23 protein-coding genes and 2 pseudogenes are annotated in these 21,519 nt (G+C 45.7%); 22 read left to right on the top strand and 3 right to left on the bottom strand.

The window, feature by feature from the left end:
* Nucleotides 1-2 precede the first annotated feature (2 nt).
* The 5 genes from ACLWMH_RS05410 (at nt 3) to ACLWMH_RS05430 (ending at nt 3,183) form a co-directional block, all read left to right on the top strand.
* Nucleotides 3-662, top strand: coding sequence for a hypothetical protein (locus ACLWMH_RS05410; protein WP_411915722.1), 660 nt, complete (start codon nt 3-5; stop codon nt 660-662).
* Nucleotides 662-1,024: a hypothetical protein gene (locus ACLWMH_RS05415; protein WP_411915723.1), complete on the top strand. Its 363-nt coding sequence runs from the start codon at nt 662-664 to the stop codon at nt 1,022-1,024. Before ACLWMH_RS05410 ends, ACLWMH_RS05415 begins: the two co-directional genes overlap by 1 nt.
* Nucleotides 1,025-1,026: 2 nt before the next feature.
* On the top strand, nt 1,027-1,656 hold the full coding sequence (locus tag ACLWMH_RS05420; RefSeq protein WP_411915724.1) for a hypothetical protein: 630 nt from the start codon (nt 1,027-1,029) through the stop codon (nt 1,654-1,656).
* 160 nt (nt 1,657-1,816) lie between these two features.
* Nucleotides 1,817-2,251, top strand: a complete 435-nt coding sequence (locus ACLWMH_RS05425; protein WP_411915725.1) for an SMI1/KNR4 family protein — start codon at nt 1,817-1,819, stop codon at nt 2,249-2,251.
* A 476-nt stretch (nt 2,252-2,727) separates the two neighbouring features.
* Entirely contained in the window at nt 2,728-3,183 is a 456-nt protein-coding gene (locus ACLWMH_RS05430; RefSeq protein WP_459349888.1) for a DUF4948 family protein, read from the top strand.
* 15 nt (nt 3,184-3,198) lie between these two features.
* Here ACLWMH_RS05430 and mobC read toward each other — a convergent pair whose 3' ends face one another.
* The 3 genes from mobC to ACLWMH_RS05445 form a co-directional block, all read right to left on the bottom strand.
* Nucleotides 3,199-5,202, bottom strand: coding sequence for a conjugal transfer protein MobC (gene mobC, locus ACLWMH_RS05435; protein ID WP_411915727.1), 2,004 nt, complete (start codon nt 5,200-5,202; stop codon nt 3,199-3,201).
* 314 nt (nt 5,203-5,516) lie between these two features.
* Entirely contained in the window at nt 5,517-6,800 is a 1,284-nt protein-coding gene (gene mobB / locus ACLWMH_RS05440) for a conjugal transfer protein MobB (protein WP_411915728.1), read from the bottom strand.
* Nucleotides 6,800-7,210, bottom strand: coding sequence for a plasmid mobilization protein (locus tag ACLWMH_RS05445; RefSeq protein WP_411915729.1), 411 nt, complete (start codon nt 7,208-7,210; stop codon nt 6,800-6,802). The genes mobB and ACLWMH_RS05445 overlap by 1 nt, the downstream gene beginning before the upstream one ends.
* A gap of 649 nt (nt 7,211-7,859) precedes the next feature.
* On the opposite strand from ACLWMH_RS05445, the gene ACLWMH_RS05450 reads away from it, so the two are divergent.
* From ACLWMH_RS05450 to ACLWMH_RS05530, 17 genes and pseudogenes are all read left to right on the top strand, one after another.
* Nucleotides 7,860-8,651, top strand: a complete 792-nt coding sequence (locus ACLWMH_RS05450) for a ParA family protein (protein ID WP_411915730.1) — start codon at nt 7,860-7,862, stop codon at nt 8,649-8,651.
* Nucleotides 8,648-9,199, top strand: coding sequence for a DUF3408 domain-containing protein (locus tag ACLWMH_RS05455; protein ID WP_411915731.1), 552 nt, complete (start codon nt 8,648-8,650; stop codon nt 9,197-9,199). Before ACLWMH_RS05450 ends, ACLWMH_RS05455 begins: the two co-directional genes overlap by 4 nt.
* The gene (locus ACLWMH_RS05460) at nt 9,196-9,951 is read left to right on the top strand and encodes a hypothetical protein (RefSeq protein ID WP_411915732.1); all 756 of its coding nucleotides are present in this window, start codon (nt 9,196-9,198) and stop codon (nt 9,949-9,951) included. Before ACLWMH_RS05455 ends, ACLWMH_RS05460 begins: the two co-directional genes overlap by 4 nt.
* 66 nt (nt 9,952-10,017) lie before the next feature.
* Entirely contained in the window at nt 10,018-10,323 is a 306-nt protein-coding gene (locus tag ACLWMH_RS05465; RefSeq protein ID WP_004330933.1) for a DUF4134 domain-containing protein, read from the top strand.
* Nucleotides 10,323-10,649, top strand: a complete 327-nt coding sequence (locus ACLWMH_RS05470) for a DUF4133 domain-containing protein (protein WP_411915733.1) — start codon at nt 10,323-10,325, stop codon at nt 10,647-10,649. Before ACLWMH_RS05465 ends, ACLWMH_RS05470 begins: the two co-directional genes overlap by 1 nt.
* Complete coding sequence (locus ACLWMH_RS05475; protein WP_411915734.1) at nt 10,649-13,165, top strand: TraG family conjugative transposon ATPase; 2,517 nt, start codon at nt 10,649-10,651, stop codon at nt 13,163-13,165. Before ACLWMH_RS05470 ends, ACLWMH_RS05475 begins: the two co-directional genes overlap by 1 nt.
* A 26-nt stretch (nt 13,166-13,191) precedes the next feature.
* A complete protein-coding gene (locus ACLWMH_RS05480) occupies nt 13,192-13,821 on the top strand; it encodes a DUF4141 domain-containing protein (RefSeq protein ID WP_004330928.1) in 630 nt (209 codons plus the stop codon).
* A gap of 32 nt (nt 13,822-13,853) precedes the next feature.
* Nucleotides 13,854-14,891, top strand: coding sequence for a conjugative transposon protein TraJ (traJ, locus tag ACLWMH_RS05485; protein ID WP_298542975.1), 1,038 nt, complete (start codon nt 13,854-13,856; stop codon nt 14,889-14,891).
* Nucleotides 14,892-14,957: 66 nt separating this feature from the next.
* Nucleotides 14,958-15,086 (top strand): hypothetical protein, encoded by a 129-nt coding sequence (locus ACLWMH_RS05490; protein WP_411915614.1) that lies wholly within the window; start codon nt 14,958-14,960, stop codon nt 15,084-15,086.
* A 227-nt stretch (nt 15,087-15,313) separates the two neighbouring features.
* Nucleotides 15,314-15,937 carry a conjugative transposon protein TraK gene (gene traK, locus ACLWMH_RS05495; RefSeq protein ID WP_004330615.1) on the top strand — a complete coding sequence of 208 codons (624 nt, stop codon included), beginning with the start codon at nt 15,314-15,316 and terminating at the stop codon, nt 15,935-15,937.
* A 4-nt stretch (nt 15,938-15,941) separates the two neighbouring features.
* Nucleotides 15,942-16,229, top strand: a complete 288-nt coding sequence (locus tag ACLWMH_RS05500; protein ID WP_411915615.1) for a hypothetical protein — start codon at nt 15,942-15,944, stop codon at nt 16,227-16,229.
* Complete coding sequence (gene traM / locus ACLWMH_RS05505) at nt 16,219-17,466, top strand: conjugative transposon protein TraM (RefSeq protein WP_411915616.1); 1,248 nt, start codon at nt 16,219-16,221, stop codon at nt 17,464-17,466. The genes ACLWMH_RS05500 and traM overlap by 11 nt, the downstream gene beginning before the upstream one ends.
* A 90-nt stretch (nt 17,467-17,556) precedes the next feature.
* Nucleotides 17,557-17,862, top strand: a pseudogene (locus ACLWMH_RS05510) (DUF4138 domain-containing protein); the annotation flags it as partial.
* 191 nt (nt 17,863-18,053) lie between these two features.
* Nucleotides 18,054-18,389, top strand: a complete 336-nt coding sequence (locus ACLWMH_RS05515; protein WP_240049939.1) for a hypothetical protein — start codon at nt 18,054-18,056, stop codon at nt 18,387-18,389.
* A gap of 34 nt (nt 18,390-18,423) precedes the next feature.
* Nucleotides 18,424-20,235, top strand: coding sequence for a reverse transcriptase/maturase family protein (locus tag ACLWMH_RS05520; protein WP_070463969.1), 1,812 nt, complete (start codon nt 18,424-18,426; stop codon nt 20,233-20,235).
* Nucleotides 20,236-20,341: 106 nt separating this feature from the next.
* Nucleotides 20,342-20,932 (top strand): annotated as a pseudogene (traN, locus tag ACLWMH_RS05525) (conjugative transposon protein TraN); the annotation flags it as partial.
* Entirely contained in the window at nt 20,932-21,513 is a 582-nt protein-coding gene (locus ACLWMH_RS05530) for a conjugal transfer protein TraO (protein WP_411915617.1), read from the top strand. The pseudogene traN and the gene ACLWMH_RS05530, both read left to right, overlap by 1 nt.
* Nucleotides 21,514-21,519 lie beyond the last annotated feature (6 nt).

Below are 21,519 nucleotides of genomic sequence, written 5' to 3' on the forward strand. Positions count from 1 at the left end.
AAATGGGCAGTTTAAAAAAACAGATTCAAGCGGCATTAAAATTGCATAGTATGAAAATGCATTTTTATGACATAGAAACAAGATATAAAAACGATTCTATATTCTTCATATCGCAAAAAAGTGAAATTGGATATTTAGGATATACGTTTGTTTCTAGTAAATTTGCAGAGTTTGGGTCTCAATTGGGAATGTATATTTCTTGCCGTTTCGGACAAGAAATGAAGAATTCGTTAGCAATAACAAGACTTGTAGATAATCTTAATTTATCGTATAAAGCAGGGGCAAAATTGCCTAATTGTTACTTTGGTTTTACCTCACTATATTATCAATCTCATAAATTTTATTTACAAGGGACTGCAAGTTTTAAAGAAAAAGATAATATTGAAGGCAAGTGCATGGAAATTGCTGAAAAGGTAAATGCATTATATTCATCTAAAGTTCAAAATTTCATATCACATTCCATTGATTTAATTGATGATATCATCGAGTATCCTGATAATTATGGCTATCCAATGGCTTATATTTTAGCAGTTTGTTATTTGAATAATAAACCAGAATTGATTGAATACACTATAAAGAAAGCTAAACAAAAAAGAATGTATGACAATTCCTCAAGTAGAATAGAAGAAATAAAACATAAATTAGAAAGTTATTTTGGATAATGAGACTTGTATCTCAGAATCTTCTTCTCTTTTCCTTACTCCTTATAAAAGGACTAATTATTTGCTCTGCAAGCTTGCCCGTGGAGGAGCGGAGTAATGAACACGTTATCAGGCGCACCTATGACAAGGCAGGACAGATAGCCACGCTTACGAGTTCCCTTGGCGCCGACCTTGCCTACGAACACAATGAGTTCGGGGAACTGACCTGCTTCTCGGCAGGACAGGCGGAAGCCCTCGGTCGCTTTGAGAGCAGGCACGAGTATGACAGCCTTAGCTTTGAGCTGGAGCGCATGCTCCCCGGTGGCAAGAAATTTGAAAAGCAGTTTGGTTATAAACCAGCTGGAAATAAATGCTATCATTAAACATGGAAAGAATAAGTATTCAAATTGATTCACCCGGCTATGTAAAGTGTTCCGAGATTAGCGAAGAACTTTTGAAATTTTCTTCAATAATAGAAACTAAATATAATCAAATAGATTTTGATTTTGGTTTCTGCTTTAGGGCATTGTACACTACACGGGGGATTAGGTCAAAAGTCAGATTCTATAAAGAAGATCGATGGCTAGGCATGGATCTCATAATAGCATTGAATGAGTTCAATTCATATAAGACCAATGTATCTATGCAACGTCTAATTATGGGCAAGCATTTTTTTCCGTTCTTTGTAGAGAATATCAAAAAGTATAAGAGTAAACTACCTACGTTAAAGCCTGTCGCAGAAGATTTAATCGAGGATATGCGTTTATTCCTAATTGAAAATCTTTGGTTACCTGCTGAAGATGGCAAATTAAAACTATCAATTATAGAAACCGTATCTTATGAGCGGGCAATGGAGTTGTTTGGAAATCCTAAACAAAAACTATTCTCTGAAAATGAGGAAGGGCAAAAAGTTCAAGATTTAGTATGGACGGTAGAAGAAGGTACTAAACTTTCAGCAAAATATATTCTCACAGATAAAAAATGGAATCTTCAAAATTATGAGATATCATATTGAGGTATGTCAAAGCAGATATGCAATGAGCAGGGAGAAAAGGCAAAGGAGTTGGTGGAGGAGAGCTTCGCCTAGATTTTAATAGTTGGAGAAAAGAATATTGGAAGCATCGAGCCTCAGTAGAGCTTGAAGCAAGAAAAAAGAAAGGAACATACACGTAATTATGGATAAGGATATAATTAAAAGGCTCGAGGAGTTCTTTTTAGAGGAGCCTATTGCCCGTGGTATCGAAACACCCACCTCAAAATTGTACGAAGTGGCTCAAACACTGGGTGTAGAACTAGATGAACAGTACAAGTTATTTCAAACTTTGTTTGGAGGCTCAGTAATAGGCACAATAGAAGTCGTTGGGATTTCAGGTTACAATAGTACTATGCTTGATGACTATGATGTAGTTGAGCTAACTCAAGAATTCCGAGAAACGTTTAATACTCAAGGAATCGTGATTGGAGTGGATTACGATGGAAGCTATTTCGTCTTATCTCCATCTGGAGAGATTCTCTTATTCTCAGATGAAGGTAATTGCCCGATTGTATATGCACCCAATCTTGAGAGTTATATCCAAAAGGCTCTTGCTGAGATAGACATAGTTGAATAGTTCCTCTTTCATAAGTAGGACTTGAGCTATTCCAAGGAGCAATAATTTAAGGATTTAGGTCTAAGTGCGGATAGAAAACACCTAAATGCATCTCTCCAAGTCCGTATCACACACAGCAAGTCCGAACGCTGGCGGTATATCTGGAATCAGAACGAAACGCTGAAGGAGGTCAGACCTCCCGGAGGGGGAGATTTTGCCTTTGATGCCCTGTTCACCTATGACGCACTCGGAAGAAGACTGAGCAAGGATGCCATTGGCATCACCTGCTGGCTGTGGAACGGCAACGTGCCCCTGCACGAGTGGACACCAAGTCAGAGGCACAATGAGCAGGGAGAGATAGAAGAAATCTATAAATCTTATCAAGAAAACAAACCTGTAAATATCAAGAAATGCCTAAATCCTTAATATTCTTTTTAGTTACATTCATTTTTTTGCTTTTTGGGTGTACAAGAAATAATGTGTCGTCAGATCATCAAATGTTAGAGCATTTCAATCTCTACGAGTCTGAATTCGAGAGATTGAGAAAAATTTCTGTTAAGTACGATGGATTTCATTATCCCCCTTATGACGAAACAGATAGTACAGCCTATGTTATTTCATCTAAAGATAAAAAGGAATTGGACTCTTTAATCAAGAGCCTGGATATTATTAGTATACAGTATGATGGGATATCAGAAGTATGCTTGCTCTTTCATACATGGGGTGTTTCTATCAGCGGAGGGTACAAGGAGTATGTCTATACTCCAAATCTTGAGGATCATATAAAGAACTACGATAAAGAGGTTGCCTTAGATCCCAGCACTGAAATGTATATCGTAGAAAGAATTACGGAAGAAGATTTGGATCAAGTTGCCCAAAGATATTCTGCAAATATAGAGTTATATCGTCCTATAAAAAATGGTTGGTATATACATCTCAGTCGAGAGAATTGATTCTTGAGATGTATGCTATTCTTTTATGAGGTAACGTAAAGATGGATTTGTTTTGATGCGCTCTATTTCTAATTCTATCAATGACATAACCTCCCGTTTTACGCGCTTGTAGTTGGCTTCGATAGTCTCTTTGAGACTATCGGAGCCATTTTCGTTTGTGAAGTCCGCTATGATGGGGATAGGCTGGTAAGCTTTCGTTTCAGCAGAGACCTTGGCAACATCCACAACGATCTCAGCGTGGAAGATTTTCTGATCGATGCGCTCATCGAAATTGTCTGAGACAGCTCCAACAAACATACCTTGTGTAAGGTTACTAATCTTACTTGCAGGAATCAAGCTATCCATCTGCGTAGATATAGATGTGGACTTGTCGTTACGGTTGATGGTCATGGACTGCCGTTGCTGAAGCACTTTGCCGAAACGCTCGGAAAGCGTCTTAGCTGTTTCACCAACGACCTGTCCGCTAAAAACATTACCCACGGTGTTCTGTATCACCTTACTCTCCTTATCCCCATAATCTCGGGTCAGCTGCGAGAAGTCCTGAAAGCCTAGACACACAGCGACCTTGTTACTACGAGCTGTGGCGATCAGGTTATCCAGACCACGAAAGTAGATGGTCGGTAGCTCATCTATAATCACCGAGCTTTTAAGTTGATGTTTCTTATTGATGAGCTTCACAATGCGACTATTGTAGAGTCCGAGCGCAGCCGAATAGATGTTCTGTCGATCGGGGTTGTTCCCTACCACAAGCACTTTCGGCTCATTAGGATTGTTGATGTCTAGAGAGAAGTCATCGCCCGTCATCACCCAGTATAATGCTGGTGAAATCATTCGTGAAAGCGGGATCTTCGCTGATGCTATCTGTCCCTGCAACTGATCCTGCGCTCCTCCCTCCCAAGCGTCCATAAAAGGAGAAAGGTAGTTCGCCAGCTCATCGTAAGAAGTGAGTATCGGGAATATCTGTGCATAGGGACGATTCAGAAACTCGATCGCATGTGGAAAGGTGCAATACTTCCCCTCCTCGTATATCTTCAAAAACCAAATGATAGCTGCAAGCAGAATGATTGGCGACTCCACAAAGAAGTCCCCCTGCTTCTGAATCCACGAGCGGTTCAGGTTGAGCATGATGGTGTAGGCACTCTCGTAAGCATCTGATATATCCGTCATAAAGGCTGGGTTGATGGGATTACAGCGGTGCGACTTACGAGGGTCATCAAAGTTTATCACAAAGAACTGTGGTTGTTCCTTATAAGCATCCAAATGGGTACGTAAATGGTTATAGGCAATCTCCGATAGGTCTGGGAACTTGTAGTCATAGATGTACATTGCAAAGCCTTTCTCAATCTGTTGTTTGATGTAGTTGTTCACAATGGCGTAGGACTTTCCCGAACCCGGCGTACCGAGTACCATTGAGGCTCGAAACGGATTGACCACATTGATCCAGCCATTGTTCCATTTCTTCTTGTAGTAAAAGCGTGTCGGCAGATTGACCGAGTACTCGTTCTCCATCAGTCTCGTCTCCTGCATGAAACTCTCATTCTCCGTATTGAACACATCGTCCATAAGGTTGTTTTTCAGCAGGCGACTCATCCATACGCCAGCCATCAGCAGGCAGATATACCCCACAGAGACTGTGAAGATGTAGAGCGAAGCTGCACCAACGACTCCAATCGGAAGTGCCAGCAGCCACCAATTGAGAAAGAAAAGCACAAAGCCGATAGTCAGAACCGTCCAAATCTTAGCCCAAGTAATCTTCTCTTCCTTTACACCACGAGTTCCTAAGCAAGAAAGGGCAAGGAACAGCACACAAAAGAGCTTCGTCCAGAGAATCGAGGAGAAGAGCCCTGCTGTACGTTGAAAGTTCATCAGAATTTTATCTAGTACCGAGAGCGTCAAGCCCCAAGTGTGGAATGCTTCATAGCAAAACCAGTAGCAGTTAATGAGGAGGAATAGTACAGAGATCCCTCTCATAAAGTCCATAATCTTGCCCAATGCTCTCAAATCATCTTCTTGTGCCATAGTTATCTGTTGTTTAATCGTTGTCTAATCACTATTTCGTCAAAGTCAAATGCGTAGGCTTCGCTGCTTTCTCTTTTCACTGAACTGTATCTTCAACAGAGAAAACAGTAGATACTTACGTGACCATTTTCTATTTTCCACGGAGGGGCGATCTATTTCCTCGGAAGTTTCATTCCATTCTTCCGAAGTTTGATTTCATTCTTCCGAACTATTACTCTGTCCTTCCGTGGAGATTTCTTCTTTTCTCCGTCTCTATTTCCGATTTTCTCCGTGAAGAGTGCGATGCCGTCTTATTTATCATACCCTGCCTTGACTTACCTCTTCCTTTGTCTGAGATGAACCTTGCTCTGCCTGCGAAGTTTCCGTTGCCAAGCCGCCTCTTTCCAATCATCATTGCTACTACCGAGTGGAAGGTCACCGACAATATCATCTACCAGCTCATCGACAAGGTTGTCTCCCTCGTCCGCATCTGACTGTAACGGTTGAATAGTTGGGACTTCTTCTTTCAATTGAGAGGAAGAAATGCCATACAATGTTTCATCCATAAATGGATTGTAGGTCGGATTGGAGAGGTAGGCATTAAATGTATTGGCCGAGTACCCCTTGCCTAGTCGGGAGCCATTGAGTGCAATGCCATTCGCATCGTCTATGAACGTAATACCATAGATACGCCCGCTCTCATTCTTTCGGATAACCGTTCGCAAGCCTTGTTCTTCCAATCGATGTCGCAGTGCTTCCTCCGTCTGGGGAGAAGTACGCATTACTTGTAAGACTTTCTCCCTTACGGCTGGTATCAGTGGCTTGATAGCTTGCTTAGATTGTTGCATCCTATTCTGCACGGCTGTATAGCCCACACCACGACCGATCTCCGAGGCATGGATGGGTGTACTTACCTTATCGCCTTTATCATCAGTCGGTACATAGACCACTCCATCGTACTTCTTCCCTCGAAACTCTGTCTTGACTTCTTTCACGGCAAGATTGTAGTGGGAAAGAATGGCATTGAGTTCTCCCAGCGAACAGAAGCGGTAATGCTTCAGGACAGAACGAGCTATAGATGCTACCTGCTCTTTGATATTTCCTTTTGCCATATCCACCTTTGAGAGCTCTTGTAGCGATTTATCTGTAATCTCTGTGCTGGGAATTAGATGGTACTTCTTCTCCAGCGCATCCGTAATTTTCTTGCTTCTTCTGCCTTCAAACTTGTCATTGATCTTTCGACCGTCACCATCTACCCTTAGCGATACGATGTGTATATGCTCACGGGCAATATCATTGTGCTTGAACACAATGTAGGGTTGCTTGCCATAGCCCAAAGCCTCCATATACTCCTTAGCTATCTGCGAGAGCGTTTCATCGGACAGCTTCTCGTCTGGATGGGGATTGAGCGAGCAATGGAAGACAGTTTTCTTTGTTCTACACTTTTCAGGTATCAATGCCTGCATATCTGCAAGTACCTCCGACATCGTATATTCGCCCGCTCTGTTTTGGTACAAGCCATGTGCCAGCAGAAGTGTCGCTTCCTTCTTATTCACCTTCTTGAAGTTGTAGCCGAGTGCACCCCCGAGGTTCTCCGTTGCTGAAATCTTGGCAATCATTACTTACGGTAATCAATGGTCAGAGAGATAGCCTGCTCCTGCAAAGCAATGATCTGAGCTGATAGTTGCTCCAGCTTCTCAAGCAGTATCTGAGCAGTCTTCACGCTATGATAGCTGTTGATGGCTCGTACAGCTTGGTTATACAGCACGCCTATCTTATGTATCTGGGCAGTCAACTCGGAGAGCTTACGATAGTACTCCACGGCAGACTTATCTACCGTTATCACCTTGAAATGCTCCCCCAATATCCTTGCTCGCACGAAGTCGGACTTCGTTTCCGCCCCTGATTTATAGAACAAGTCAATCGCCCGTTGCTGGTCTTTCGGGTTGGGCAAGCGTACGTGCCAGTTGTCCCAACGAGGTTTATTCAGCTCTTTTCGCTTACGATCTCTTTCTGTCTGCTCATTCATCTGTTGTTTCTTCTGTTAATTACGACTTTGGAGTAATTCATCTCCCCTTCGGGGCAAGGGTCTTTGTGGTACAAACTGCGGTTTGTGTTACAAAGACACACCTTGCCAATATCAAGAAGTGATACGATGAAGTATCCACCCCACGGGGGTGTCTACTTCGGGGAGAAAAGCTCCACGACTTCTATCTGCCTGCAAAGTTACAGCGACCTTGTAACTAATTCACTATAAACGATATTCCTGTGATTTCACTCCTTTTCCTCATACTTCACTAGAGGTTGAGACTTAGGTTAAGAGCTAGTTATTTTGCAACCAAACTCAGTCTTGAGTTAAGTCAAGACCTAACTCTTGAGCTGAGTCAATTTTGAGTTGAGTCAAAACCTAGCTCTTGAGCTGAGTCAATTTTGAGCTGAGTCAAGACCTAACTCTTGAGCTAAGTCAATTTTGAGCTGAGTCAAGACCTAACTCTTGAGTTGAGTCAATTTTGAGCTAAGTCAAAACCTAACTCTTGAACTAAGTCAATTTTGAGTTGAGTCAAAACCGAGCTCTTGAGTTAAGTCAAAAGTAAAGTTGAGACCTAACTCTTGAGTCAGATTTAGAGAGAAATAATCGCCCCATAGGCTTATAACACAAGTAGTAACCAAAGAACGATATGGACAGATCAAACAGCCGCCCGCTTTACTTAGGCTTCGCTTCACAAAAGGGAGGAGTCGGTAAGAGTACGCTAGCCGAAGTGCTAGCATCTATTTTATACTACGAGAAGGACATTCCTCTTGTCGTAGTGGACTGCGATGGCACGCAGGAGTCATTTTTCAAGCTCAGAGAGCGTGACAGAGATCTTATTGGAACCTCTCCAGATATAGGCAAGGCACTCCACGAGCGACTTGCCCAATATGGGAAGAAGTCTTACCAGATTATCCGAAGTAATCTAGAGCAGGCGATAAGCAATACAGAGCAATACTTGAGTAAAGCACCGACAGCTCCCCAACTCGTCATATTCGACTTCCCTGGTCATGTAGCTACCAGTGCTATGATGGAGCTATCCATTATGATGGACTATATCATCTCCCCCATAGAGGCTGACCCGCAATCGTTGGCATCAAGCTTTGCTTATGCCAAGACAATCCAAGAGCTAGGTGTAGGCTTTGCAGAGTCTCAAATCCAAGATCTCTTTTTGCTTTGGAACAAAGTAAATCGCAGTGCCAGCACTATGGTCATCGACCTGTTCAGTCAGCATGCCCAAGAGCAGGGCTTGAAGATCCTAGATGCTCGTATCTACCATTCCGTTCGCTTCAGTCGTGAGCTAGCTCAAGGGGGTGTCAAGGGAGTCTTTCGTTGCTCTTACCTACCTCCAGCTACCACGCTACGCCCTCAGACAGGTGTGGATGAATGGGTAGAAGAGGTGATGCAGAAACTAGGTCTACAAAAAGGTACAAGCGTATGAGCTCACTTAAAGAACAGCGAGAGCGACTGCTCCAAGCAAAGATGAGAGAGATGGCAAATATAGGGGTCACCAAGCGTACCGCAGATAATATCCCAGACTTTGATGAGCCGATAGATTTGGATGAAGAACCAACGCTTGAAGAGAATCCAACGCTTGAAGAAGAGTGTAATGCCGTCTCAGAGACCGAGGAGACAACATCCTCTACTCCGACCACCTCTTCTCAAGCATCTCAGCGTCACAGCTCTAAAAGAAAGCTTTCGGACAAGGGGGAGAAGAAGTCTACTCCTAGGAGTTGCTCATCGACACTAGAGTTTGCAGCGTACGAAGAGCGTTTCCTGACATCTGTACGAGACGGACGCAACAAGTCTGGCTTCAGCATTCATACCGAAGTGCTACAGCTACTTCGAAATGTGGTGAGTGATCTCCGTGTAGAGACCTCCATCACAAGCTATATTGAGAACATCATACTGGATCACTTAAAAACGCACCAGGAGCTATTGAACCAAATCGCCTCTCAGCGGAGACGAGATAAGACTATTGACCTATGATTGAAGAGACATTGAGATGCTTACTGCTCTTATTAGGAATTGTGTGGGTGATCTTTGGCATCACCTATTGGCGGAGACTCTTGAACAGCTCTAAGCAAGACCCTACAAGAAAGGCTACAGCCAAGAAAGAGAAGACGGAACGGGCAGACTCCAATCAAGAGCGTAAGGAGCTAGTGAGAGACGAATTAGTCGGCAAGAGCAAGCCTTTTATTTCCTCTTCTTTCCCTAAGGTTCCTAAGAGTTCCTCGTCTGAAAAAGCGGACGATAATCCCGCTACATTTGCAGAGTTAGATCGTGATAAGTCAACGCAAAGAGATGACGCTACAGATCCTTTAGAAGAGGAAAGCGAAACTATCCCTGAGGCAGAAAACGAGATTCAAGTCGCCTACACGATGGAGGATCTAGATGAGGAGAGTATCCTGCGGGAGGAGTTACAGATTGCCAGCGAGGCGATGCCCGAACTCTCCCCGACCGCCATCCTAGCAAGAGATTTATCTCGGATTAGCCAATGGAGTAAGCAAGAGGATTCACTGACTAATGAAAATGAAGAGGAGGTGTGCCAGACGCTCCGCACCTTACGAGGAACGGAGCTTATGGATCGGCTCAAAGAGTATACGCTACAAGTGGAGGAAGCTCACCGCAATCTCTTTGCAGTCTTGCGGAAAGCTGAAGAGCTAGAAGAGGAACCCGCACCTTCCCAAGTAGAGGCAGAAGCGGGAGAAGAAGAAAAACCGCTCTCTTACTACTTGTAACCCAATAATAGAGCAGCAAGATTATTCTTTAACAACTTGATATAACGACAGACAATGAACAGACGAATGATTAGCAAGGAACGCCTAGCGATGCTTGCCCTGACCCTGATGATGACAGGTGCGACAGCTTTTGCCCAAGGCAATGGTATGGCGGGCATCAACGAAGCGACCAAGATGGTCACTTCCTATTTTGACCCAGCCACCAAGCTCATCTATGCCATTGGGGCAGTGGTGGGCTTGATAGGCGGTGTCAAGGTGTACAATAAGTTTAGCTCAGGAGACCCCGATACGAGCAAGACAGCTGCAAGCTGGTTCGGAGCTTGTATCTTCCTCATCGTAGCTGCTACCATCCTGCGTAGCTTCTTCCTCTAATGGCTAGTTGGGAAGTAAATAAAGGAGTCGGTCGGACGGTCGAGTTCAAGGGATTGAAGGCTCACTACCTCTTCTTATTTGCAGGAGGGTTACTGGGCATCTTCATCCTTGTAGTGGTTCTCTATCTCTGTGGCATCAGTCAGATCATCTGCTTGGGCATAGGCGTAGTGGGTGCCACCGTTGTGGTGTGGCAAACGTTCGCCATGAATCGCAATTATGGTCAATATGGATTGATGAAGCGAGGAGCTATAAGAAGACACCCCAGGTATCTCTTGAACCGCCGTTCGGTCTATCAGCTTTTTCACCAACTCAATAGCTCTAGATGATGAGAAACAGAAGCAAGATAACCACCTTGGAGTCAAAGTTCCCCTTGCTGAGCGTAGAGCATGGGTGCATTGTCAGTAAGGATGCTGATGTGACGGTTGCTTTTCGAGTGGAGCTACCCGAGCTTTTTACAGTCACATCCGCAGAGTATGAGACGATGCACTCTACTTGGCATAAAGCCATCAAGGTACTACCCAACTTCACGATCGTTCACAAGCAAGATTGGTTCATCAAGGAGTGCTACCATACGACTTGCAAGTGTGGTCAAGAAAAGCCTTTGAGCTTTCTCGCTCGTGCCTCTGAGAGACACTTCAATGAGCGACCCTATCTAAACCATACCGTCTACCTCTTTATCACGAAAAGCAATCGACAGCGTATGGCACAGCAGAGTAGCTTCTCAACGCTTTGTAGAGGTCATCTACTCCCTAAAGAGATTACCAACGAAGAGGAGATGGTGAAGTTTATGGAGTCGGTGGATCAGTTCGAACGCATTATCAATGACTCCGAATTGATAAAGCTGGCTCGAATGAGCGAGGCTGAGCTGGTCGGCTCTAGGGAGCAAGCTGCTCTATTAGATCGCTACTTCTCTCTATCAGATAGCAGACACGGCACATTGGAGGATATACGTCTAGGGGCAGACCTCGTACGTGTGGGAGACAATATGCTTTGCCTGCATACGCTCTCTGATACGGATGATCTACCCGCTACTGTCAGTACCGATGGTCGCTATGAGCGATTATCAACAGACCGCTCGGACTGCCGCCTCTCCTTTGCCTCTCCAGTGGGGCTGATGCTCCCCTGCAACCATATCTACAATCAATACCTCTTCATAGAAGATAGCGAGGCTAACTTGCAGCGTTTTGAGAAGCAGGCTAGGAATATGCACTCTCTAGCGCGCTACAGCCGTAGTAATCAAATCAACGAAGAGTGGATACAGGAGTATCTCAACACAGCACACTCTCAGGGACTCACCTCCATCAGAGCTCACTTTAATGTTTTGGCATGGAGTGACGACGAAGAGGAACTTCGACAAGTCAAGAATGATGTGGGCTCTGCCCTTGCCTTGATGGAGTGCCGTCCTAGACATAACACCATCGATACAGCGACCCTCTATTGGGCGGCTATCCCGGGTAATGCAGGTGACTTTCCCGCAGAAGAGTCTTTCTACACCTTCATTGAGCCAGCTCTCTGTTTCTTCACGGCAGAGACCAACTACAAGGACTCACTCTCACCCTTTGGGATTAAGATGGCAGACAGATTATCAGGTAAGCCGATACATCTCGACATATCTGATCTGCCGATGAAGCAAGGAATCATTACCAACCGCAACAAGTTTATCTTGGGACCTTCCGGCAGTGGTAAGAGTTTCTTTACGAACCATATGGTACGACAATATTACGAGCAGGGGGCGCATGTCCTCTTGGTCGATACGGGTAACTCGTATCAAGGGTTGTGCGAACTAATCCATCGTAAGACAAAGGGGGAGGATGGAGTCTACTTCACCTACACCCATGACCATCCTATCTCCTTCAACCCTTTTTATACGGATGACAAGTTCTTTGATGTTGAGAAGCGAGAGAGTATCTGCACCCTACTGATGACGCTTTGGAAGAGTGCCGATGAGCGGGTCACCAAGACTGAGGCTGGAGAGCTGGGCTCTGCTGTCAATACCTATATCGAACTCATCTGCTCAGATGCTAGTATTGTCCCGAACTTCAATAGCTTCTACGAATACCTTAGAGATGTCTATCGTAAGGATATGGAGCAGCGAGATATCAAGGTGACGCTCTCAGACTTCAATATCAATAACCTTCTGACTACGCTCAAGCAGTACTACAAAGGTGGGCGTTACGACTTCCTACTGAACTCGGATAAGAACATAGACCTGCTCTCAAAGCGGTTTATCGTCTTCGAGATTGACCAAGTGAAGGACAATAAAGACCTCTTCCCCGTGGTGACCATTATCATCATGGAAGCCTTTATCAATAAGATGCGCCGACTGAAGGGTATCCGCAAGATGATCCTCATCGAGGAGGCCTGGAAGGCGATTGCTTCGGAGAATATGGCGGACTACATTAAGTATCTCTACAAGACGGTCAGAAAGTATTTCGGAGAGGCTATTGTGGTGACGCAGGAGGTAGACGACATCATCTCTTCACCCGTAGTGAAGGAGAGTATCATCAACAACTCTGACTGCAAGATCCTATTAGACCAGCGTAAGTACATGACCAAGTTTGATGGTATCCAGTCGATGCTGGGTCTCTCCGAAAAGGAGAAGAGCCAAATCCTCTCAATCAATCAGAACAACGATCCTCACCGACTCTACAAAGAGGTGTGGGTCGGGCTGGGAGGTATGCAGAGTGCCGTCTATGCTACAGAGGTGAGTATGGAGGAGTATCTCACCTATACGACAGAGGAGCGAGAGAAGCTGGAGGTCATGCAACGTGCGGAGCAGCTGGGAGGAGACATTGAGTCGGCCATCCGACAACTCGCCATAGAGAAAAGAGATAAGCAATAATAGTAACAATCAAATACCTAGTGACAATGAAAAAGTATCTGCTGATGGCTCTCTTTGCAATGAGCCTATTTATCCCTCAAGCTCACGCTCAGTGGGTGGTTACCGATCCTGGGAACTTTGCGGGCAACATAGCTAACTCCATTAAGGAGATTGCTACCGCCTCGAAGACGGTCAAAAACACGCTAAGTGGTTTTAAGGAGGTGGAGAAACTGTACAACGACACCAAGAAGTACTACGATGCACTCAAGCAGGTGAACAACCTTATAGGCGATGCCTACAAGGTGAAGGAGTGCATCCTAATGGTGGGAGACATATCAGAGATCTATGTGACCTCCTACAAGAAGATGCTAGCGGACCCAAACTTCCGCCCCACAGAGCTAGCCGCTATGGCTGCTGGCTATGCCAAACTCTTGGAACTGAGTGGCGAGAGTCTCAAGGAGCTGAAGTCTGTAGCTAAGAGCAAGGTGTTCTCAATGAATGATAGCGAGCGTATGCAGATGATAGACCGCATCTATACGACACTACGTGAGTATCGATCGATTGTTTCTTACTACACCCGAAAGAATATCTCCGTGAGTTATGTACGTGCTCACGAGAAGAATGATCTAGCATCGGTCAAAGCGCTTTATGGAAATCCAGAGAGCCGATATTGGTAAGACTGACTACGTAAAGATAGCCGTTAGGATCTATGGACTTTGCATCACTACATGAATTACTCCGCTCCACCTATCAGGAGATGATGCCTCTCTGTGGAGAGATGACGGGCATTGCCAAGGGGATTGCGGGTTTAGGAGCGCTCTTCTATGTAGCCGTAAGGGTGTGGTCTTCGTTGTCTCGTGCCGAGCCGATTGACCTTTTCCCCTTACTGCGACCTTTTGTGCTGGGCTTCTGTATTATGTTCTTCCCAACGATTGTACTGGGTACGATGAATACGATTCTCTCTCCTGTGGTACAAGGTACAGAGCGAATGGTCAATAAGCAGACGGTACAACTAGACAAGTTGGTTGCTAAACGAGACAAACTACAAGAGGCTGCCTATCTCCGTAACCCCGAGACGGCTTACTTGGTTTCCAATGAAGCTTTTGACCAAAAGATAGAGGAGATGGGGATCATCGGGCCGAGCGATGCGGTGACCATCGCTGGGATGTATGCCGAGCGTGCTGCTTACCAAACAAAGCAGTGGCTTATGAAGCAACTCCATGACCTCATAGAGTTGCTATACCATGCGGCTGCTCTGATTATTGATACGCTCCGCACCTTCTTTCTTATCGTGCTGAGCATACTGGGACCAATCGTCTTTGGTATTGCCGTTTGGGATGGCTTGTCGGGGTCGCTTACGGCTTGGTTCTCACGCTACATATCGGTCTATCTGTGGTTACCCGTGAGCTCTGTCCTCTCGGCGCTCCTCACAAAGATACAGGTGTTGATGGTGCAGAAGGATATTGCAGCATTGAGTGACCCTAACTATCTGCCCGATTCGGGTAGCTGGTACTACATTGTCTTCTTTCTGATTGGTATCGTGGGGTACTTCTGTGTTCCTACGGTAGCGGGCTGGATTATAGAGGCTGGTGGTGGTATCGGGGCGTACGGACGCAATGTCAATCAGACGGCGCAACGAGGAGCTCAGGGTGCCTATACGGGAGGTAAGGCGGTAGCTGGTGCCACGGGGTCTATAGCTGGCAACGTAGGCGGACGTATCAAAGGGGCACTTATCAAGGGCAAATAGCGCCCCTTCAGCCGAAGGGTGGCTATGACACGCTTGATGAGGATGCGATGACCACGTGACGGTCGTATGACGGTCAGGTGGGTAGGATTAGCTCCTCCTATGTGCGTCAATATAGCAGCTGGGGGAGGTAAGCGTAGTGCCTGCCGTGTGGCACTACAGTTTCCTACCCATGGCACTGGAGTTTCCTGCCTATGAAACTAGAGTTTCTTACCTATGAAACTGCAGTTTCCTTCGTATGAAACGAAAGACTGAAAAATGAGACGTCATATTCCGACAAATGAGACGTCATATTCCGACAAATTGCAGTGCCAAGTGGGGTTGGCACTAGAGTTTCACCCGTATGGCACTGGAGTGCCAAGGCGCCTTGACACTAGACTACCCCTCAGAAGTTTTTAGATATAAGACAATTAGAATAATGGAATATGGAATTCAAATCACTCACAAACATAGAGACCTCTTTCAAGCAGATTAGGCTCTACGCCATCATCTTTGCGATAGTCTGCATAGCGGTCAGTAGCTATGCGGTCTATGCTTCGTACAGCTTTGCTAAGAAGCAGCGTGAAAAGGTGTACGTACTGGACCAAGGGAAGTCTCTGATGCTGGCTCTGAGCCAAGACGCTTCGATGAACCGCCCGGTGGAGGCTCGAGAGCATGTAAGACGCTTTCACGAGCTTTTCTTCACGATTGCGCCCGACAAGGATGCCATCGAGAAGAATATGGAGCGTGCTTTCCAACTGTGCGACAAGTCCGCTTTTAACTACTACAAGGATCTAGCGGAGAAGGGGTACTACAATCGAGCTATCTCGGGCAATGTCAACCAACGTATAGAGATTGACTCCATACGGTGTGACTTTGACTCATACCCCTATGAAGTAACCACCTTTGCTCGGCAGTTTATTATCCGACAGAGCAATGTCACGGAGCGAAGCTTGGTGACTAGTTGCTCGCTACAAAACTCGGTTCGCTCGGACAACAATCCGCAAGGTTTTTTGATGGAGCACTTCCTCGTACGAGAGAATCGTGACATCCAAACTTACAAGCGATAAGACTATGAAGCGGAAAAGTAGACCTACCCTCAGAAGAAGCTATTTGAGGGGGCAGGTACGGCTAAGAGAGCGATGCAATATGCTAACGAACAGACAGCGACAGATTATTGTCTACGGACTGAGTCTCGTCTACCTAGTCTGCTCAATCTGGATGGTGGCACAGTTCTTCCTCCCGCACCGTGAGGAGATGCCACCTATCCCTATGGGGGAGCTGGTGGACAGCCCGATACAGAGGGATACAACCTACATCAAGAGAATGGAACATTTAGCGATTAGTAACTATGGAGCATAAACAGAAAGAACAATTGAAGAAGGTGTTAGTCTTCGCAGGGCTAGGGATTATCTTTGCCCTTGCTATGTGGTTTATATTTGCACCCGCCACTAAGGAGCAACCGGACGCTGGTGAGGGGTTGAATGACAACATACCACAAGCTACGACCGAAAAGCTAACGGAGAATAAACTCAAAGCCTACGAACTAGTTGACCATACAACTCAAGAGGAGCAAGCTCGTGAGGAGGTGGGGAGACTGGCGGAGTACTTTCAGCAGGAGGGAACCTCGTCTGAGAGCGACCCGCAGGAGGCGGTCGTTGGTAATAAGATTGAGTCTTCGATGCAACGATACGAGGAGAACAACCGTCTGCTAGCGGACTTCTACGGCTCTGACCCTTATGAGGAGGAGCGAGAAGCTATGCAACAGGAGATTGATGACCTCAGACGTGAACTGCACGAGCTTAGCCAACAAGCCGATGACGAGGAAGCTAAGCAACTAGCTCTTATGGAGAAGAGCTACCAAATGGCGGCTAAGTACTTGCCCGCAGCTGGAGCCTCTCCCGCCCATGGAGCTATGCCTATGAGTGAGCAGGCTCAGATGGTATCTCCGCCTAGCGGTGGAGCTGCCAAGGACGAGGCTCCAATGGAGATAATAGCTGACCGCAAGCCGTTGGTCTCAGCACTGGACCAGCCAATGAGCGACAAGGAGTTTATGGAGATGTACGGAGCCAAGGAGCGGAACATGAGCTTTCATTCGCTCTCTAATAGCTCCGCAATCTCTGGCGAGCGCAATACCCTTTGCGTAGTGGTGGACAAAACAACGACCCTCAAAGAGGGTGATTACGTTGCTCTTCGCCTGGTGGAGACCGCTCGTGTACAGCAAACTTCAATCCCAAAGCATAGTATCTTAATGGCTCAAGCTAAGATCGATGGCAACCGAATGCAGTTGCTGATTAAGAGCATAGAGGTGAATGGTCGCATTCTGCCGGTCAAACTATCTGCCTATGATACAGACGGACAGATGGGAGTCTATATCCCTGGCTCTGAAGAGGTGTCAGCACTCAAGGAGATGGGGGCAAATGTCGGGGGATCGATGGGTACCTCTTTCACCTTTTCCTCATCGGCTAAAGACCAAATCATCTCCGAGGTGACTAGAGGGGTGATGCAGGGAGCTGGACAACTACTACAGAAGAAGCTCCGCACGATTAAGGTGACGCTCAAAGGAGGATATAGACTATTCCTTGTACAGACGAAGTAAGCTTTTAGAACTCTAACAATAACAACTGATATACTTATGAAGAAATGGATTTTATCTATCGTAGTTTGTGCTACGATAACGCTCCCTGCTATGGCACAACAAGTGGAGGGAAACAATCAATTACTGAGTAGCGGAGACCTTTACCAAGGGATGAGCCGATCGATACCGAATGGACGGGTCGTATTGCCCTACGGGCTGGAGGTTACGTTTGAAAAGACGGTGCATCTCATCTTTCCTGCAGCTATACGCTATGTAGATCTCGGGTCGCAAAACATTATTGCTGGAAAAGCTGACGATGCGGAGAATGTGCTGCGTGTAAAGGCTGCCGTCCGTGAGTTTGAGACGGAGACCAATATGAGCGTCATCTGCGAGGATGGCTCATTCTACGCATACAGTGCGCCCATAATAGGGGCTTGATAATTATCACTTTGGCAAGTGATTAGGTTAGTATTCCAATTTATAAACCTATCCCATACCGACTTATCCGAATGGGAAACCAAACGGGGAGTGAAGCATGTCGGTAACGCGATAAGTCAGTTAATTGCTAAACTGCGACTGAATTGCTATGGGAAAAGACAGACACAAGGATGAAGCCTGATTGGTTGAACAATAGTCCTATGACTAATGTAGAGGTGGCAACGGAAAGCAGTTACATACGTTGCCTCGCAGTACCCACGCTTATTGAATGGAGTGATGGGCAAGGAATTTACTGCGACATATCCGTCAGAGAACGGAAAAGGATGTACGTTGCATCCGACAGTCTGTCAAGCCAAGTTATCAAGGCCACTAAATGGGGATTGCCTACACGGAGATGCCGAAAGGCTATGAGCATAGGCTCTGAAAACTCCGCATGGCAACGGAGTTCCCGTAGTAGTCTGAGCGTGGGAAAGCCACGTACATGGCAAAGGGGAACAGCTCGGTAATTTTAATATTGTCAAACGATAACGTGTGAGACGTATGAGAAATCCAGAGACCATATTAAACAGTTTATCTGCACATAGCAAAGATGTGCATTACAAGTACGAAAGGTTGTACCGCATCCTATTCAATGAACAGATGTTTTATGTAGCCTACCAGCGCATTTATGCGAAACCGGGCAACATGACACCTGGTTCAGACGGCAAAACCATTGACGGAATGAGTGTTGATAGAATAGGACATCTGATAGCTGCGCTAAAGGATGAAAGTTACATGCCAACGCCTGCCCGAAGAGTCTATATACCTAAAAAGAATGGGAAGAAAAGACCATTGGGCATCCCATCAATTGAAGACAAGATGGTGCAAGAGGTCGTTAGACTTATTCTTGAAGCTGTCTATGAGGGGCATTTTGAGAACACCTCGCATGGATTCAGACCAAGAAGAAGCTGTCATACGGCTTTGCGTTCCATCCAAACTCTTTTCACTGGTGCGAATTGGTTTATCGAAGGTGACATCAAAGGATTCTTCGACAATATTGACCACCATATCCTGATTGAAACTCTTCGTGAGCGCATATCAGATGAAAGATTTCTTCGACTGATATGGAAATTCCTAAAGGCAGGCTATATCGAAGATTTTACATTTCACAAGACGTATTCGGGAACTCCTCAAGGAGGGATAATAAGTCCTATCTTGGCTAATATATACCTTGATAAGTTCGACAAATACATGCGTGAATATGCGGAATCTTTTGACAAGGGTAAGAAAAGGCGGGAAAACCCACTCCACGCAAGTTATAGTCGAAAGGCTGTAAGATTACGCAAGGCTATCCGAAACGCCACTGATGAAGACACGAAACGTGAATTGCTGACACAACTGAAAGAGATGGAAGCAAAGACACGGAGAGTGCCGGCATCTATGGCAATGGATAGTAACTACAAGAGACTTAAATATATCAGATATGCCGATGACTTTCTAATCGGTGTAATTGGTAGTAAAGCAGATTGCGCAAGAATGAAAGAGGACTTTACAAACTTCATGAGAGACAAGCTAAAACTTGAATTATCCGAAGAAAAGACCTTAATCACTAATGCACAGGATTCTGCAAAGTTTCTTGGGTATGAAATCTCTATCAGAAAATCCGAGGCCATGAAGCGAAATAAGCTGGGATGGTTGAAGAGACCGTTCAGCGGACGCATAATGCTGACTCTGCCTATTGCCACAGTCCAAAAGAAATTATTGGAACTGAAAGCAATGGAACTTAGGGTAATCAATGGAAAGGAAATTTGGTATGCCATGCCACGCAATTACCTGACCAAAGAAGACCCTGCCACAATCTGCGCACGCTATACAACTGAAATCAGAGGTTTGTACCAATATTATAGGATTGCGGACAACATCTCTTATGCAGGAAGTAAATTCGGTTACATAATGCGATATAGTTTCTGCAAAACTTTGGCAAAGAAACTAAATTCATCAACTGCCAAGGTTATACGAAAGTACAGAAGAGACCATGACTTGGCGATACCCTATCAAGCAAAGAAAGGAGAAACCAAGTTCCGAATATTCTATAATGATGGCTTTGCGAGGCAAGAGCCGGACAAAGACGCAACCTGCGATAATCTACCTAACACATTTGTACTTCCTTTCCCTACTCTTGCGGAGAGACTTATGGAGCGCAAATGTGAATTGTGTGGAGCAACTAATGTCAAGACCATAATGTATCAAGTCCGTAAGCTCAGAGGTATAAATACCGATACTGAATGGCACCGACTGATGATTAAGAAGTGGCGTAAGACATTGGCTGTATGCAAACATTGTAATGCAAAAATTCATGCCCATGACAAATAAACTGATATTACCAGTGGAGAGCCGTATGCAGGGAGACTTGCACGTACGGTTCGGGGGCAGGCCATGGGAAACCTACCACCGAAAGGTGGCAAGGCGCCCATTGCCGAGCCTACATGTGAAGTATGCGGATGAACCAGAGAAGCTCAGCATCGAGATGAAGGACTTTCTATCTCCTACGGAGGGAAGACTGCCGAGCAATCGTGCGGACATCTACTTCAAAGAGCTGGGAAGTGAGTCGCCCATATTGGTTAAGCTGATTATGAAGAGCATCTACCAAAATGATAAGCGAACCATCAAGCATGTTGGAGCAAAGCAATTCGGGATGCGCTTCTTACTTCGTGGATTATATGCCCACAATGGGTTGCTTTACTTCCACGTCCGTATGGATAATGAGTCTAATATGCCGTATGCGGTGGACTTCATTACGTTCAAGGTGGTGGACAAGAAGGTGGCGAAGCATACAGCTATACAGGAGCGAATACTACAACCACTACGTGCCTTTCATCAGGTGATGTGGATTGGGGCGGGACGCTCTGAGAGAATAGTCTTTGCCTTGGAGCAGTTCACACTATCGGAGGATAAGCAACTTGAAGTGACGCTCTACGAGCGAAACGGCAGTCGCACGCTCACTTTCTATGTGGAGCCTGAAGACCTTTTGCTCACTAAGAAGATTGATAACCTTAAACTGAAGTGGTGATGAAGAGATGGTTATCCATGATGGTCTGCGTGATGGTGGCTATGGTTGCTGCTATGCCATCGTACGCACAGCGACTAATCCCTAGGCAAAATAGCGTTGAGCTGGTCGGCTCTATGCCGATTATCAAGGGGGAGAAACTATTCGCAAAGGAGAGCTTTGGGGTAGGTCTTGCATTCGCACACTACTTCAAGCGGGCAAACTACGCTTTTCTCTTGGCGGAGTATGAGCAGCAAGGGTTGACTTATCGCTCTTACAATGTTCCACTGCGTGATGTGCTACTGCATTTCGGCTATATGCACCCGATACTCTCGGATTGGGGGAAGAATGTCTTTGGCTATTTGGGACTATCCGCTCTCTGCGGTTATGAAGAGCTGAACGAGGATAAACGGTTGCTTCCCGATGGGGCTACACTCCTGGATCGGTCTCGCTTTATTTATGGTGGAGCGATACATAGCTTGGTGGAACTGTTCCTAACAGACAATCTGCTCTTCGTCCTCGAAGCTCAAGGGCGACTGCTCTTCGGCTCTGACCTGCATCGTTTTCGTCCTGCTATCTCAGCAGGACTCAAGTTCAATATCTAACTACCA

Source organism: Porphyromonas miyakawae, assembly GCF_045865415.1.
Taxonomy (GTDB): domain Bacteria; phylum Bacteroidota; class Bacteroidia; order Bacteroidales; family Porphyromonadaceae; genus Porphyromonas; species Porphyromonas miyakawae.